Genomic DNA, 16,812 nt, shown 5'->3' with positions numbered 1-16,812 from the left:
AGAGTTATTAAATTTATTTATCTTTGTATCTTACTTTTCCACATTCAAATCATCAATTCAAAAGCATAAATAAAGATGTTAAACATTCGACCTATTCGAAGTGAAGACAACCCTATTATTGAACAGATTATCAAAACTTCATTGGAAGAACACAAGGCAAATCTGCCCGGTACAGCTTATTATGATAAAAACTTAAGTAAGCTATCTGAGTTTTATAGTAACATTGATGATATAGAATATTTCGTTGCCGAATATGAAGGGAAAGTGGTAGGTGGTTCAGGAATTGGAAAAATTGAAGGAAACGATACCAATGTTTGTGAACTTCAAAAAATTTACCTTTCAAAAGAAACAAGAGGGAAAGGTATTGGAAAAGCCTTAATGCAAGCTTGTTTAGAATTCGCAAAACAAAAGAAATACGATGCGTGCTATTTAGAAACAATGCCTCAATTGGTTGGCGGAGTCAATTTATATCAAAAAATGGGGTTCGAAACCCTAGACAAACCTTTAGGAAATACAAATCATCATGCATGTCAAATATGGATGTTGAAAACTTTATAATTTAAATCGATCTCATAATGCCCAATATTAACTCAGAATATCATCCACCGTTTTTATATAGAAATAAGCATGTAAATACCATTTTTGCCAATAGAATTCGTCCACAAAAAGAGGCTTCTTATGTAAGAAAACGTTTTGAGTCTGTGGATGGAGATTTTTATGATGTGGACACTGTTTTGGGTGGTCATACTACTGCTATTGTGTTGATGCATGGTTTAGAAGGCTCCGCACAATCGACCTATATTTTAGAAATGGCCAATCATTTTGAAAATCAATTTGATGTTTGGGCCATGAATCATAGGAGTTGTAGTGGGACTCCAAATCGCTTGTATTCCTCTTATCATAGTGGTCACACAAAAGATTTAAATGCTCTAATTCAACATCTTGATGAAAAATATGATCATATCATCTTATTGGGAGTAAGCCTGGGGGGAAATATCACTTTACTACATGTTGGACGATCTGCAGATCAACTTTCTACAAAAATTAGGGCTGTAGTGGGGATATCTGTTCCTGTTCAACTGAATAGTGCAGCAAAAGTGTTACAGAAATCAAAGAATATGGTTTATCTTCAAGACTTTCTAGTATCTTTGAAGGGAAAAGTTATACCTAAGTTAGAAAAATATAATAAGAGTCAGGAATTAATTGATAAAATAAGTAAAGCAAAAACATTTGTAGAATTTGACAGCCTTTACACCGGTCCGGCACATGGGTTTAAAGATGCCGAAGATTACTGGACACAATGTAGTTCAGAACAATATCTTCAGGATATTTCTATTCCCACATTACTATTAAATGCCAAAGACGATCCTTTTTTGTCTGAAGAGTGTTATCCGTATGAAAAAGCTGCAAGGAATGAATGTTTATTTTTAGAAACACCAAAATATGGAGGTCATGTTGGGTTTCTAACCTCATTTAATGATAAACGATGGTACTTATCACGTGTTGATGAATTCTTGAGAGAACATTTAAAGAATTAATAATGATTGGATTTTTATTCACTATTCTAGGCATCATAACTGCTGTTACATCTTGGATTGTTTTTAAAGATAATGAACTGATTAGATATTCAGGTCTTGGCGTGTCATTTTTATTTTTTGTTTACGGAGCCTATTTAAAAAATAAATATATGATTAAATTGAAGAAAGAAATGAACGAAAAAATAGAAGCTGCCAAGAAGAAAAAAGAAATGGAAGCACAAAAAGCAATTTAAGCTTGTAACTTGAATGTTTACCCCAAAAACCCTCTAAAAGCTAAAATAAGCGTGTTTTTTCTTTCTATGTTTACTTCGTAATAGCTTATGTTGACCTTTTGATGGCCAACAAAAGTTGCGTTTCTACGTCTAATAAATCATGTTTGTGTAAACGAATTACACAATTCATATTCTTATATAAAGAGTTATTACTTACCACAATGAGAAAAACACTTACAATCATTTTAGGAACACTACTATTGCTTACTAATGTAGTTTCCGCTAAGACAAAAACTTCTATCGATAGAGTAGAACCAGCCTTTTGGTGGGCAGGAATGGTCAACCCTAAATTACAACTACTTGTTCATGGAAATGACATTTCTGATTTGGATGTTAGCCTTTCTTATGAGGGTGTATTACTAGATCAAGTAATTAAAGTTGATAATCCGAATTACCTTTTCCTAAATCTTACTTTAGATAAAGATGTTGAGCCAGGTAAATTCCCTGTTCAGTTTAAAAATTCAAAAGGCAAAGTGGTTTTCACTTACGAGTATGAGTTAAAACAACGTAGAGAAGGTTCTGCAGAAAGAGAAGGTTTCAGCAACAAAGATGCAATGTACCTTATCACACCAGACCGTTTTGTAAATGGCGACGAATCTAACGATACTGTTGAAGGTATGTTAGAAGGTGTTGATCGTTCAAATAAAGGTGGTCGTCATGGTGGTGATATTCAAGGTATCATTAATCATTTAGATTATATCCAAGATTTAGGATTCACAGCATTGTGGATTAACCCATTATTAGAAAATAACATGGAAAGTTATTCTTACCATGGTTATTCAACTACCGACTACTATAAAATTGATCCAAGATATGGTTCTAACGAATTGTATGTAACTCTTGTAGCTGAGGCGAAAAAGAGAGGTATCAAAATTATCATGGACCAAATCGAGAATCACTGTGGTTTAAATCACTGGTGGACAAACGATTTGCCAACAAAAGATTGGTATAACTACCAAGATCTAGAAGAAAAGCCAGTGACTTCACATCAAAGAGCTACTTTAGCAGATCCTTATGCAACAGAATCTGATAAAAGAAGACATGCAGATGGTTGGTTTGTAGGTACGATGCCTGATTTAAACCAAAGAAATGAGTTGTTAGCTACTTATTTGATTCAAAACTCAATTTGGTGGGTAGAATATGCTGATCTAGGTGGTATTCGTCAAGATACTTACCCTTACCCAGATGCTGATTTTATGTCAGATTGGTCAGGTGCGATCATGGCTGAATATCCAAACTTTAACATCGTAGGTGAAGAGTGGACTTCGAATCCTGCTTTAGTATCAAGATGGCAAAAAGGTAAAGTAAACCAAAACGGTTACGTATCGAATAGCCCTTCTATGATGGACTTCCCGATTCAAGAATCATTAGTGAATTCTTTGAACAAAGAAAAAGCACCATACCAACAAGCATTCAACGAAGTGTATGAGATGTTGGCGAACGATTTCTTGTATCCAGATCCATTCAACTTAGTTACATTCCCTGATAACCATGATACACCACGTTTCTGGGATCAGGTAAACCATAACTTCGATTACTTTAAAACAGGTTTAGTATATATCTACACTGTTAGAGGTATTCCTCAAATTTACTATGGTACTGAATTAGTGATGGGTAACAACGATCCTGCCGGCGACCATGGTTTAATTAGAGAAGACATGCCAGGTGGTTGGGCAGGCGACAAAGTCAATGTTTTTGAGGGCAAAGGCTTAACTGATCAGCAAAAAGAAGCTATGGATTTAGTGAAAAAGTTAACCAACTTTAGAACAAAAACTACAGCTTTACAAGATGGTAAATTAACTCACTTCTCTCCATTAAACGAGGTGTATGTGATGTTTAGATATGATGATGATACAAAAGTAATGTCCATCTTTAACAAGAATACTGAAGAAACAACAGTAGATTTAGATCATTATCAAGAGGTACTAGAAGGAGCGAAAAAAGCAACTGATGTTGTAACTGGTAAAACATTCGATTTAACATCGGGTACAATTACAGTTCCTGCTAATTCAGGTACTATGTTAGTGGTTGAATAATCAAACAGTTAGACATAAATATAAAGATCCACTTTATTTATTTAAAGTGGATCTTTTCAATTATATGAAGGTGTAATTGATTCTAATCGTTAACATCAAAAAATAATTTGAAAAAATATAACAAAAAAGTCATACTTTTGTTGTTCATAGTGCAATTACAATTGTCTTTAAAACAAAGGCAACAAACATAAGCGTAATGAATAGAAACATCATTTTATTCGCTATTTCATTCGTTTTTATCTTCAGTGCTTGTGTACCGCTTAATGATGAAGATGACGTACTAATTAACGACCCGATTGAAAACGTTTTTCATGATATTGAGGTCTTGGGAGTACAAGATTCAGCTTCACAATTAGCAGTGAGAGTGAAAATATTGGGATGGAATAGAGATAAGAGATCGTCTTACACTTTGAATTATCTATTGATAAACGATTCTACTTCACAAATTGTAGAGCAAACGTCGGTTCCATACAATGAATTGACAATTCAAGATAATGTACTTAGTAGAGATTTAGAGTTTAACGATCTTGACAGTGCAACATTATATTTACTAGAGTTCAAAACATTATTTGAAGATGAAACTTCGAATGCAGATACATATTTGTTATATACAGACGGGTATCTAGATGAATTAGATTCTACCAATGTGGAATAGTTAATTAACTATTCCACTTTTTGTATATAATCGATTGCATTTCTTTATGGATAGAAGGAGCAGCAGCAATAATTTCTCTGTCTTCTATGTAACTATCGTTGTTGCTAAAAGTAGAGACTACTCCACCAGCTTCTTTTACAATAATTCCCCCTCCAGCTACATCCCAAGGATTAAGGTTGTACTCGAAAAAACCTTCGAAACGACCACAAGCAACATAGGCTAAGTCTACAGCTGCAGACCCCATTCTACGTAAACCATGAGACCCTTCCATCATACCTTTTAAAATATTGATGTACTGAGGCATTTTTTTGAAATCGTAATAAGGAAATCCAGTTGCTATTAAGCCGGATTTCAAATTAGTTTGCTTAGAAACGTGAATAGGGGCACCATTCATAAATGCACCACCATCTTTCCAGGCATAAAAACATTCGTTTAGATTCACTTCTCTAACAACGCCTAAACAATAGTCGTTTTCAGAAACTAAGGCGATACTGATAGAGAAAATAGGCACACCATGAATAAAGTTGGTTGTACCATCTAAAGGATCGATAATCCAAGTTAAACCATTCTGTGAAGGTTTATTAGTACCTTCTTCACCAATAAAACCAGCTTCTGGTAAAAGGGTAGTCAATCCTTCGACAAGTTTTTTCTCTGCAGTTTTATCTACATAAGATACCAAATCGTTAAGGCCTTTGTATTCTATTTTAGAACTATCGAAGTTTTGTCTTTCGATAGCAATAAATTCTCCTACAGTTTCTGTTAGTTTTACCACTTTATGGGTCAGATCTTTAAAATCCATTTTGTTCATTTTATAAGGTTATGAGCGTGTGCTTATTTCGAATAGTAATATTAATCAAATCCCTCGTTTTTCCTTTCTTTTTTGCCTTTTTTCCTTTCTTAATTCCTTTCGTTTTTGTTTTTCTTCTTTGGATTTAGGTTTGAAGATATTTTTAAAGAACATCTCAACGTCAGTTCCTTCTTTGTAATCTTCACAATTCATAGCATTTGATAAATAAGAAGGGGTAGCATCAAATGGAATAAACCAATGTTTTAACTGACGATCCTTCTGTACTTTTTGCAAGCTATAAGCGGTGATAGGTAATGCCAATGCACTACCGGATCCATTTCTTCCAGAAGAAAAATGGATTTGATTGGTCGAGGCACCAACTCTTGATATAATCACTAAATTAGGATTGTAGGTAGCAAACCAAGCATCTCCATAGTTTTGTGAAGTACCTGTTTTACCCGCTAATGGTAAAGTGACACCATATCTACTTCTCATTCCTACTCCCGTACCTTCGTTCATTACTTTTTGCAACATGGCCGTCATTTGTATAGCCGTACTTTCTTGCATTACTCGATGTGAGTAAGGTACTTTTGGAGCTGTATATAAGACCGTGCCATCAGCCGCTATAATTTCAGTAATCATGCTTGGTTGTACATAAAAACCGCCATTAGCAAAAGAGGCATATGCTTCGGATAGTTCCCAAATACTTGCATCTGTGGTACCCAATGCAGTAGAAGGGAAATCTTTTATTTCTTCTTCGAATTGAAGGTTGTCCCATAGTTCTTTGAGATCATCAAATGGAACTTTATTATAGATTCTTACCGTTGGAATGTTTAATGATTTAGCTAAAGCAGCTGCCATACTGTACATTCCTCCCGAAGTCTTACTATAGTTACTAGGCTTCCATCCTTCCTCATTTTCATCTAATTCATTTTTGATGTATTTACAAGGATAATATCCATTTTCAAGTCCTACAGCATATAAAATAGGTTTAAAGGTAGAAGCCAATTGTCGTTTCGCCATTACTTGATCATATGGATGAGATTGGAAATCTATACCACCAACATAGGCTTTCACTTCTCCATTTTGAGGATGTATCGCCAAATATCCAGCATGCAATAATAGCAACTCATTTCTAATACTATCTTTTACCGAGAGATCATCGACTTTATTTCCTTCCCAAGTAAAATATTCCTGCTTACTTACCGTATTCTCAACATTTAGTTGATTGAATTTTCTGTCAATAATCTGCTGGAGCTCCGTTTTATATTTCTGCATTTTATACTGCTGAAGTAAGGCTTCTTGCTTTTCTTTTAATTGACGTTCAACTGCTTCGATAGCGTATTTTTGAAGCTGGGAATTTAATGTGGTATGAATTTTTAATCCATCCGCCTCAATATCATAGTGTGTTCCATTTTTCTGATTGTACTCCGTGATAATAGATTGAGCCTTAATTTTTACTCTTGATAAAAAGTAGTCAGCAATCCCATTATTTTCTTTATTGGCATAATCAAGTGATATGGGGAGTTTACTTAATGAGTCGTATTGTGATTTTGTAATGTAGTCGTATTTCATCATTTGATGTAAAACGACATTACGTCTTTCCAAAGCATGTTCAGGATATTTTCTGGGGTTGTAATAGGTATTGGCCTTCAACATCCCAATAAGAACAGCCGCCTCTTCAATTCTCAAATCGTTTACTTTTTTATTGAAGAAACGTTGTGAAGCCGTTTCAATACCATAGATACTTTCTCCAAAAGGAATAGTATTAAGGTAAAGGGCTAATATTTCGTTTTTAGAATAGAGTCGCTCTAATTGTTGGGCCGTTTTAATTTCTCCAGATTTATTAATGAGCATAGAGAAAATACCGTAGTCTTTACGGCCAAACATATTTTTGGCCAATTGTTGGGTTATCGTACTGCCACCTCCACTACTTTTATCGCCTAACAAGACACTTTTCACCATCACTCTTAAAACGCTTCGAGAATCGACACCTTCGTGTTCGAAATAACGAGCATCTTCTGTGGCTACAAGGGCCTGTATCAAATAATCTGGGAGGTCTTCGAACTGTGCATTTGTTCTATTTTCTGAAAAATATTTTCCTAACAATACTCTATCTTCAGAAAAAACTTCAGAAGCTTCATCATTCTGGAAACTTAAGATTTCTTCATCCGAATAAGTAGGGCCAAAATATCCTCCTAAAAACAGTGTAAGTAAAAGAATACCAATACCCATCAACCCTAAAAAAGAGACGAGTAGAAGCTTCCAATGTTTCTTTGAGAATGAAAGTATGATTTGAAAGTAATGATTAATAGGATTCATATCGAATCGTTGTTTGTTATTTAGATTTTGTTGGGGAACAGCAACAAAGGTAATAAAAAAATGATAAGCGTACACTTTGTGAATACTTACTAAATCTTAAGAGAATAGAGAACATTTGTACATTTTTTTCGGTAATCTTATTGAAAGAATATCAAATTATATCTCATGAAAAAAGTTTTAGTAATCAACGGATCCCAAAAGTTTATGCACTCTAAAGGATCCCTCAATATCCATATTACACAGTTTTCCGAAGACTATTTAAAGAATCACCCAAACACAGAAGTGAAGGTGACGAATATAGATCTAGGCTATGATATCCAAGAGGAAGTAGAAAAATTCGTTTGGGCGGATGTAATCATTTACCATACTCCAATATGGTGGTTCTCTATTCCATTCGCTTTTAAAAAGTACTTGGATGAAATCCTCACAAATGGTGAAGGAAAAATTTACAATAGTGATGGGAGACACCGTGTTGATCCAAAATTAAATTATGGAACAGGTGGATTACTAAAAGGAAAAGAATACATTTTGACGACATCATGGAATGCTCCAGAAGAAGCATTTACCTTAAAAAATGAGTTCTTCGAAGAACAATCTGTAGATGCAGGCCCAATGTTTGGTTTTCATAAAATGAATCAGTTTATCGGAATTAGCGGTGCATTCTCTTACCACTTTTATGATGTGATGAAAGATCCGCATATTGAGGAGAACTTGGCGGAATATAAAGAACTTTTGGATAGCTATTTTGGAAAGCTGGGGTAGGTAATAAGTAATAACTAATAGGGAGAAATTTGGGAATTAAAGTGAGGATTTAGGAACTAGGAATTAGGAGTTGCTGAATTTACGCTCGTTTTTTAACTAAGGAACTAAGGAATTAAGTTAGTAAATCTAAGTTGTAACGAGAGAGGTGGTGTAACCCCTCGATTTTACCGATCACATTTCTATCGTATAAAATATCATTTTCTTCATAGTTCTATCTGTATACTCATCTTCCCCAACGAGGGGTGACAACCCCTCGAGATATAAGGGAGATACAATACTAAGAATAAGTAAAGTAACCCTACATAAACTTAAAGGCTGTACCAAAACAGATTCAACCTGTTTTGGTACAGCCTTTTATTCTATATCAATTAGAATTACTTCTTAGCAGCAGCCAACTGTACACATACAGCTAGAACTCTTGTTGCTAATTTGATCTCGCCCATTGAAGGAAGAGTTGGAGCAATTCTGATATTTTCGTCTTTAGGATCGTTTTTGTATGGGAACGTTGCACCTGCAGCAGTTAACTTCACGCCAGCTTCAGCAGCTAAACGTACTACTTCTTTTGCACATCCTTTTGGAACATCTAATGAGATGAAGTAACCACCGTTTGGATTTGTCCAAGTAGCGATACCTTTATCACCTAGCTCTTTTTCTAAGATTTCGATTACTGCTTCGAATTTCGGAGCAATAATCTTAGCGTGCTTCTTCATGTGTTTTTCAACACCTTTCATATCCTTGAAGAAACGAGTGTGTCTGATTTGGTTTAATTTATCAGGACCAATTGTAGACATCGATAAATGACCTTTCATCCAGTCGATATTTACTTTGGCAGCACCCATAGCAGCAACACCTGCACCAGCAAATGAGATTTTAGAGAATGAACCGAAGATCAAAACTCTATTCTCAGTACCTGCTTCTTTGGCTAACTCTAAGATGTTTGCTAATTCGTCTTGTTCTTTCGATAAGTGGTGAACAGTATAAGCATTATCGTACATGATACGGAAGTCTTTTGCCGCCGTTTTCATTGTCGCCAAACGTTTTACAGTTTTCTTAGAACAAGTGATACCCGTAGGGTTAGAGTATTTTGGAACAACCCAAATACCTTTAATCGATTTATCTTCTGCTACCAATTTCTCCACAACGTCCATGTCCGGACCTTTTGATGTCATTGGAACAGTAACCATTTCAATTCCGAAGTGCTCACAGATAGAGAAGTGACGATCGTAACCAGGAGAAGGACAAAGGAATTTTACCTTTTGCTCACCCCAAGGTTTTTTACTTTCTGGGAAACCGTGAGTAACTGCATGAGAAATTGTATCATGCATTAAAGTTAAAGAAGAGTTACCTCCAACAATTACTTCATCAGTAGAAGAAACTTCTAAGAAATCTTTAAAGATTTCTTTCATTTCTGGAATACCATCAAGACCACCGTAGTTACGCGTATCAGCACCCGCTACAGTTTTGTAATCTTTCGATGTTACCAAGTCTAACATTGGTAACGATAGGTCTAATTGTTCAACACCCGGCTTACCTCTTGTCATGTCTAAGGCTAGTCCTTGTGCTTTGTACTCTTCGTACTTTTTCTGTAATTCTTTTTTTGTTAGTGAAGCCATTGTCTAGGATGATTTATTAATCTTCTAAAACTGTGTTTAGATGTATGTAAAGTCTACTTCTAAAAAACTATTCAAACTTAGAGGATATTTTTTAATATTTAAATTATTTGATCAATAATTTATAAGATATTTAAAGTAAGTAGTTGATAGTAACGAAATTGATAAATTCAGTTTGTTTTATAACAACATAAGATCAAAAAAAGACCGCCACAATTAAGCGACGGCCTCTAGCAGTTAGTCAATAATAGCCTTTAGAAGTATTATTGTTTATCTTTAGATCTTACCAATCATAATAAAGGCACCCCAATATTTTGGTTCAGGGTATTCTTCTCTTAGTTGTTTTTTGGCAAGAGCAAATGCATCTCTTTTGTTATGTCCTTCTTTTAGCCAAAGGTGATAGAAGCTTATCATTAATTTCTGAGTGGCTTCATCAGATACTTCGAACAAACTCATGATAATATTGTCAGCACCCGCTACTAAAAAGGCTCTTTGAAGACCATAAACACCTTCACCTACTTTATTATCACCTTTACCTGTTTCACAGGCAGATAATACGACCAATTCAGTTTCATCGAAATTAAGGTTCATTGCTTCGTAGGCAGTTAATACACCTTCTTCTTTGTTGAAAGCATACACATTATCAGTATCCATTAGATCACCTGCATTGGTAAGTAATAGACCCGATCTTAATAAAGGGTTGATGTCTTGTTGCGTATTGAAAAGCGATTTTGTGTTATTACTTTCCAAGTCATCCAAGAAGAAACCGTGAGTGGCAATATGGAACACTCTAGGTGATGTTAATCCCTTTACAGCTGTCTCTGTTGCGTCTTTATTTAAGAATACTTGATCGTTTGTATGATCCTCAGATGATAACAGTTTATCCAATGCTTTTACTTCCTTATAAGTACCAGGAAGCTGTGTAATCGGACGAACAGTATACTGATTATATTGATCAGGTGTTAGGTCTTTGTAGAAAACAGGGTTACCAAACAACGAAACATTCATATTGTCTTTTTTATCTTCTTGTTCTGAAAGAATTTCAGCCGTAGAACTTGTAAGTACAATATTGTTTTGGTCGATGATGTAGGTTCCTTTATCAAGGTTAACAGGAATAGACTCTAAGTTTATTTGATTATATACCCCATCAGAAGAGAAATACACTTTAGTACCATCACCCACAACCTCATTAATTGGTTTCCAGAATGCAGCATAAGATTCCTCATCTGGGAAACCAAAAATTAAGTTGGTTTTATAGTAACCTAAGCCCTCCGTTTCTATCATATTGCCATTAGGGATGATTTTAAAGACAGGAGCCGTTTTTGTTTTCGGAGTAAGAATAAGTGCCGCATACATTACCGAATCGGTAAATACATTCGTGAAGTTTCTAAATCGGACAATCTCTACAGCTGCTTCACCATCTGCAAGGTTTTTCTGAATATCCTTCCACGAAATACGTTCTGAAATTCTATTGTTAAATACACTTGAGCGAGCACTTAATTCCTTTTCAAGGACATTAATTTCTTTTTCGAGGTTTTTAATATTGATTCCCTCTTCTAAACGTTGTTCGATAGACATGGCAAACACCTTCGTCAACAACTCTTTTTTCTCTACCCAATTTTCAAAGTCTTTAATGAGGGTTGAATCACCACTATTTTGAATTTGAGTACGGATTTTTACCGAGCTACTTAACAACAAAGGTTTAGTTTGAAGTGCATAGTCGTACATCTTACCATAAAGTTTCTTCTTCTGATAAGTGTTTGTTAGAGAGTAAAAATAGTTGTAATCGTTTTGAATCGATTTCCAATATTTAGCCTTCTCTTTAGCACTTAAAGTAGGGAAATATTCTCTGATGAAAATTTCATTCTGATCAAGTGCAATACTCGCATATTTTAAGGCTTTGTTATAAGAACCTGCCGCATAATAAGCTTGAGATCTCTTTAATGTAGATTTTACATAAAGTGGATGATCTTTAGTAAAGATCTTACTGTAAATCTTTTGAGATAAATTATAATGATCTTCTGCTTGTCCATAAAACTCACGTTTCATTTCTAAATCACCTAATAGTAAAGTGATTTCGGCAGTATTTGTATTGTTTTCTGTTTTTAATTTATCGATCCAAATCTTATTGGCTTCTTTTAGTAGATCTTCAGCTTCTGCATATTCGCCCACCTCAATTTTTGCTAAAGCCAAGTTCTTTAAGGTAATAGCAAATACCGGGTTGTCTTTTCCTAGTTGAATGGCTACAATGTTCACTGCATCTTTAAAGAGGTGCATTACCTCTTCGGCAGGGTAGCCCATGTATAGACCAATTAAAGCTAGGTTAGTGTAGCCTTTTGCCACTTCAGTGTGACGTTCGCCATAGACCTTTTTGGTAATCTCTAATTTCTTTTGAGTGTACTCTTGCGCCAATTCATAGTTACCCATAGCAATGGCAATTTCTGCTTTCACCTCAAGTGGTTCTATGTCTTGCTTGGTATCCTCTCCAAAGATTTCAATACTGATTTCGTGTGCACTTTGGGCAATCGAATCCGCTTTTATGTAATCACCTTTAAGGTAGGAGAGTCGGGCCAACTGAGTGTATGGAACTATGAGCAAACGGCTGTGATCACCAAATCTTGCTGTTCTATGTTCAATTGATTTATTGATGATTCTCTCTGCATTAGAGAAGTATTCTTTCTTTAGGTAAATCTGAGCCTGAGTGTCATCGAAAGAAGATGAAGCCACTTTATCGGGAGAATTCTTTGATAAACGATTGGCTTTACTCAAGTTCTGGGAAGCGATATCATATTGCCCGGTAAGTACCTGAAATCTTGCCGCTGTTTCTAAAGCTGTAGCATGAACAACGTTTTGAGTGCCTTTACGGTAAGTATGACTATCATATAAATTCAACATTTCAGTAATCTGAGCATCAGCATCTGCATATTCACCCAAATCAATTGCAAAAGCAGCTGTACCTTGAAGGCCATTAATGTATTCTAAATGGTCGGTACCGTAATAATCGGCATAAGCTTTTTTGATTGAAGCACTTAACTCAGCCGCTTTTTGAGTATCGCCCATTAAAGCATAATAATTAGCTCTTTCTTTTTCCGCTTGTAATCTTTTGTAATGATGAGGACTCAAACGCTCCTTTATTACTGGAAGGTGTTCAGTGAAAAGTTCGTCTGCTTTTTCAAATTTATCAGAATGCATGGTCAAATAGGTCGCTTCATCAACTTTTGCAATGTGATAAGCAAGTGACTCTTTACCGTAATTCTTTTCTGTGTGTAATACATAATTGTCCAAAGCTTTCTGAGCAACTTCTTCCTCTTCTAAAGCTAAAGCTACTTTATAAAGTAACTGATTTGCCAAGATGTATTCTTTATGATTTTTAGGAAGTTGACCTTCGTTGAAAACTTCTTCTAGTATTTTTCCAGCACGCTCAAAATTTCCTCTCAAATAATCGTCCTTTGCAGCTAAACGATTGGAACAAGCTTGCTGAATACTGTTTTTACCAAAGTATAATGAAGTGTTGGTATCAAAATCCCATTGCGTTTTTTCACCTTTAAAATGAAAACGTTGCCAAGCGTAATAGTCTACTAAATCTTCTTGAATCTTAAAGTACAACTGATGACTGATTCCTAACACTCTTTCCGCTCTATAGATGTTTTTTTCTAACATCTTTTTAGGAAGGATAGGGTCGATTTTACTTTCGATTATATTTAAAGTACGTTCATGAAAGTTACTGATATAGCTTTCATCGTCTTTACGGATATTGGTTTCAATCCAAGTTTCAGTAGATAGAAGCACACTATCGGCCATATTGTAATCGCCAATTAAGCGATAAAGCTTTCCTTCTAATGTTTTAGAAAAAGCATATTCTCTTTTTAGACGTTTCTTCTCTCTACTCGAGAATTTAACGTCTTGGTGTTTATTCGATCTTGATTGATAAATAGTTTGACCGCTACTTTTATAAAATTCTTCGGCAGTCAACTGATAGTGAGTTAAAGAAGTTTGAGCACTATCGTAATAACCTAATGATAAATATAGCTCGGTTTTGACTTTAGCCCTCAGTAGATCGTCATCTTTACCTCTCTCTGCTAATTTTATTAACTTAGGATCATTATCAAGTATTTCGATGGCTTTTTGATACATACCTTGTGCTGTTACTACATCACTATATTCTAAATATAAAGAAGAGGCACGTAGTAAATTATAGGCATAGCCAAAAGAAGCATTTTTTCGTTTTTTAGAGATTTCTAAAAATGCAGCAGTTGTTTCTTCAAATTCTTGTAGATTAGAAAGTACTAATTGATACTTTGCACGGTAATACAATAAATCGATTAACGCAGAGTCTCGTTTTTTGGCAATTTCTATCGCCTTATCGTTCCATTCTAAGGCCTTTTTATATTCACCATCGTCTGCATATTTCTGACTAATCTTTAAAAGATTGTCGATTTTATCGTTCACGCGATCTGCTTTAGACGGTGTAGCAGTTAAAATAAAGAATAGACAGCAAAGAAGAAAAGTAGTGTAAATCTTCATCATAGTAGATCTAGAAGCTTGAGTATTTTAGATTTTGAGGTATAAATATAGAGAATTAGATACAAATGTAAATAAAAATTAACATATTCTGAATGTTATTACTATTTGAATTGATTAAGACACCTTTATAATATAAATTTGTAATAAAATTATATATTTACATTTAATACTATCATAGATGGGTTGTAAATACCAACTTTACACCATAATTTGATACTACGAAACTTAATATCTGATTAATAGACTGATTACAGTAGAAGATACATACAAGATATGAACGAATATTATAACAGTGCATATAAACCACTCTTAGCTATAGATTGTGTAATTTTTGGATACGAAGATGGAGAATTAAAAGTCCTCTTGACTAGAAGAAAAGTAGAACCTTTCAAAGGTGCTTGGGGTCTAGCAACAGGTTTCCTTCATTATGGAGAATCTTTAGATTACGCTGCAGAACGTGTCTTAAAAAAGCAGACAGGTTTAGATAGAATCTATATGGATCAATTAAGTACATTTGGTGAAGTAGACCGTGACCCTGTGGCACGTGTAATTTCATTAGTGTATTACGCATTGATTAAAGTTGATAGCCAAGACGAAGAAATTCTTGAAAGAAACCAAGCACAATGGTTCCCGATTACAGCTTTACCAAAATTAATGTTTGATCATGAAACAATGATTCAAATGTCATGGGGTAAATTGAGAAGAAAGTCGAGATACCAACCTATCGGTTTCGAATTATTACCAGAGAAGTTTACTTTACCTGAATTACAATCGCTTTACGAAGCTATTCACCAAAAGCAATTCGATAAGCGTAACTTCAGAAAGAAAATTTTAGCTACTGGGTTACTTAAAAAATTAGACGAAAAACAAAAAGGTGTGTCCAAGAAAGGGGCCTACTATTATGTTTTCGAAGAAGGTAAATACGACGAGTTGATCTCACAAGGATTTAACTTCGAATTAAAATCTATGGCATTTGGTTCATAGAGAATATAAAAATAGCCATCATTTTAATGATGGCTATTTTTTATATGAGCGTATTTTCTGAAGTTTTGGAGAAAGTTCATATGTACGGAGGTTTACCAAAACGTCCTCACGGAACATCTTAGATTATTCTTCCCCCACTTTTTCTTCCTTCCCTAAAAACTTAGGAGAGGTCTTTAGTACATAGAGATCAAGCATCATTTTTACTCGAGCGAGTACTTCACGATATTTTACCCAATATCCCTTTTCGAAGGGAACATCTTCCGCAGCATAGCCATAGGCTTCAATGCCATGATATCTTGCAATAAAGATGGCTCTTTCAATATGAAACTTTTGGGAGATGATAATAAATCGATCTTGACCAAATACCTCTTTTGCTCTTATGACTGAATCTAATGTTCTAAACCCAGCATAGTCTAAGACAATATTTTTTTTATTCACACCTTGTTTCACTAAGGCCTGATACATTTTTTTTGGTTCGTTATAATCGTTGGTATTATTATCACCACTTACAATAACAAATTCAATATCGTGTTCTTTAAGTAGTTTAGTAGCAGCATCAATTCTGTTCGTAAAATAAGGGTTTGGTGCCCCACTTCTAAGATAGTTACTTGTACCTAGGAGTAACCCAGTTTTACAAGAAACCGTCATGTTGTCGTGTTCCAAGATATACGGACTACTTTTCTCACTTACATAGCTATTGATGTATAGGGTAAGAAAAAATGAAAGTATGCCAAGGACAATGCTAGTTTTTATGTACGTCTTTACTTTAATTCTCATAATTTCAATACGAGTTTAAAGATAAAATTAGAATTGACAAAGTTACCTATCTTAAAAATGTCGTTGGAAGAACAATTCGTTAAAATTATTCCAAGATTTACATTCTTCCCTGAAAGATTTTCATAAATAACATATGGGACATATTTCTTGCTCTCGACTTTAATGTGTCTGCATTTTGACCTTCAAAATGTTCATCCAAGGTATTGAACCAAAGCTGCAGCCAATGTCCAAAATGTTTTTGTTCAATCGGACTTACCTTATCCACACTTTGATGAGTTACTACGGGGTTTCCCTTGTATTTATTTACAGAGAAAAGATTACTTTCCCAAAAGTCGTACATAATAGGTAGATGAGTATCCCAATTAATTTTGATTTCTTCATTAAAAAAAGGACCTAAAGTAGGGTGCTGTCTCACTTTGTCGTAAAAGCTATTGACCAATACTATAATGTCCTCTCTATTTTCGATTTCTTTTTTCATGATAACTATTGGATGTTGGGTAAAGGTAGTGATAAATGTATATATTTAGGTTTTGAAAGATCATTAA

At 34.7% G+C, this 16,812-nt stretch carries 13 protein-coding genes; 7 read left to right on the top strand and 6 right to left on the bottom strand.

Features of this window, described 5'->3' with window-relative positions:
• Positions 1-75 precede the first annotated feature (75 nt).
• The 5 genes from KMW28_RS14880 (at position 76) to KMW28_RS14860 (ending at position 4,501) form a co-directional block, all read left to right on the top strand.
• Positions 76-558, top strand: coding sequence for a GNAT family N-acetyltransferase (locus KMW28_RS14880; RefSeq protein WP_169665244.1), 483 nt, complete (start codon positions 76-78; stop codon positions 556-558).
• Between the two features lie 17 nt (positions 559-575).
• Complete coding sequence (locus KMW28_RS14875) at positions 576-1,538, top strand: YheT family hydrolase (RefSeq protein ID WP_169665243.1); 963 nt, start codon at positions 576-578, stop codon at positions 1,536-1,538.
• Positions 1,539-1,540: 2 nt separating this feature from the next.
• On the top strand, positions 1,541-1,771 hold the full coding sequence (locus KMW28_RS14870) for a hypothetical protein (protein ID WP_066205285.1): 231 nt from the start codon (positions 1,541-1,543) through the stop codon (positions 1,769-1,771).
• 200 nt (positions 1,772-1,971) lie between these two features.
• Positions 1,972-3,846: a glycoside hydrolase family 13 protein gene (locus tag KMW28_RS14865; protein ID WP_066205287.1), complete on the top strand. Its 1,875-nt coding sequence runs from the start codon at positions 1,972-1,974 to the stop codon at positions 3,844-3,846.
• A 196-nt stretch (positions 3,847-4,042) separates the two neighbouring features.
• Positions 4,043-4,501 carry a hypothetical protein gene (locus tag KMW28_RS14860; protein ID WP_169665242.1) on the top strand — a complete coding sequence of 153 codons (459 nt, stop codon included), beginning with the start codon at positions 4,043-4,045 and terminating at the stop codon, positions 4,499-4,501.
• A gap of 4 nt (positions 4,502-4,505) precedes the next feature.
• Here the strand turns inward: KMW28_RS14860 and KMW28_RS14855 are convergent, their stop codons facing one another.
• Together KMW28_RS14855 and KMW28_RS14850 are read right to left on the bottom strand one after the other, a co-directional pair.
• Complete coding sequence (locus tag KMW28_RS14855; protein ID WP_169665241.1) at positions 4,506-5,300, bottom strand: inositol monophosphatase family protein; 795 nt, start codon at positions 5,298-5,300, stop codon at positions 4,506-4,508.
• 54 nt (positions 5,301-5,354) lie between these two features.
• Positions 5,355-7,610, bottom strand: a complete 2,256-nt coding sequence (locus tag KMW28_RS14850; protein WP_169665240.1) for a transglycosylase domain-containing protein — start codon at positions 7,608-7,610, stop codon at positions 5,355-5,357.
• 165 nt (positions 7,611-7,775) lie between these two features.
• On the opposite strand from KMW28_RS14850, the gene KMW28_RS14845 reads away from it, so the two are divergent.
• Positions 7,776-8,372 (top strand): NAD(P)H-dependent oxidoreductase, encoded by a 597-nt coding sequence (locus KMW28_RS14845; RefSeq protein ID WP_169665239.1) that lies wholly within the window; start codon positions 7,776-7,778, stop codon positions 8,370-8,372.
• Positions 8,373-8,746: 374 nt separating this feature from the next.
• On the opposite strand, the gene KMW28_RS14840 is transcribed toward KMW28_RS14845, so the two are convergent.
• Entirely contained in the window at positions 8,747-9,985 is a 1,239-nt protein-coding gene (locus KMW28_RS14840; protein WP_169665238.1) for an aminotransferase class I/II-fold pyridoxal phosphate-dependent enzyme, read from the bottom strand.
• A 273-nt stretch (positions 9,986-10,258) separates the two neighbouring features.
• A complete protein-coding gene (locus tag KMW28_RS14835; RefSeq protein ID WP_169665237.1) occupies positions 10,259-14,509 on the bottom strand; it encodes a CHAT domain-containing protein in 4,251 nt (1,416 codons plus the stop codon).
• Between the two features lie 270 nt (positions 14,510-14,779).
• Between KMW28_RS14835 and KMW28_RS14830 the strand changes: the two genes are divergently transcribed.
• Positions 14,780-15,490 carry an NUDIX hydrolase gene (locus tag KMW28_RS14830; RefSeq protein WP_066205310.1) on the top strand — a complete coding sequence of 237 codons (711 nt, stop codon included), beginning with the start codon at positions 14,780-14,782 and terminating at the stop codon, positions 15,488-15,490.
• A gap of 123 nt (positions 15,491-15,613) precedes the next feature.
• On the opposite strand, the gene KMW28_RS14825 is transcribed toward KMW28_RS14830, so the two are convergent.
• Together KMW28_RS14825 and KMW28_RS14820 are read right to left on the bottom strand one after the other, a co-directional pair.
• Positions 15,614-16,267, bottom strand: coding sequence for a SanA/YdcF family protein (locus KMW28_RS14825; RefSeq protein WP_169665236.1), 654 nt, complete (start codon positions 16,265-16,267; stop codon positions 15,614-15,616).
• 97 nt (positions 16,268-16,364) lie between these two features.
• On the bottom strand, positions 16,365-16,745 hold the full coding sequence (locus KMW28_RS14820; protein WP_066205319.1) for a group III truncated hemoglobin: 381 nt from the start codon (positions 16,743-16,745) through the stop codon (positions 16,365-16,367).
• Positions 16,746-16,812: the final 67 nt, after the last annotated feature.

This window comes from Flammeovirga yaeyamensis, assembly GCF_018736045.1.
GTDB classification, from domain to species: Bacteria; Bacteroidota; Bacteroidia; order Cytophagales; family Flammeovirgaceae; genus Flammeovirga; species Flammeovirga yaeyamensis.
Note: the sequence above shows the minus strand (reverse complement) of the source record. Positions and strands in the feature narration are given on the sequence as shown.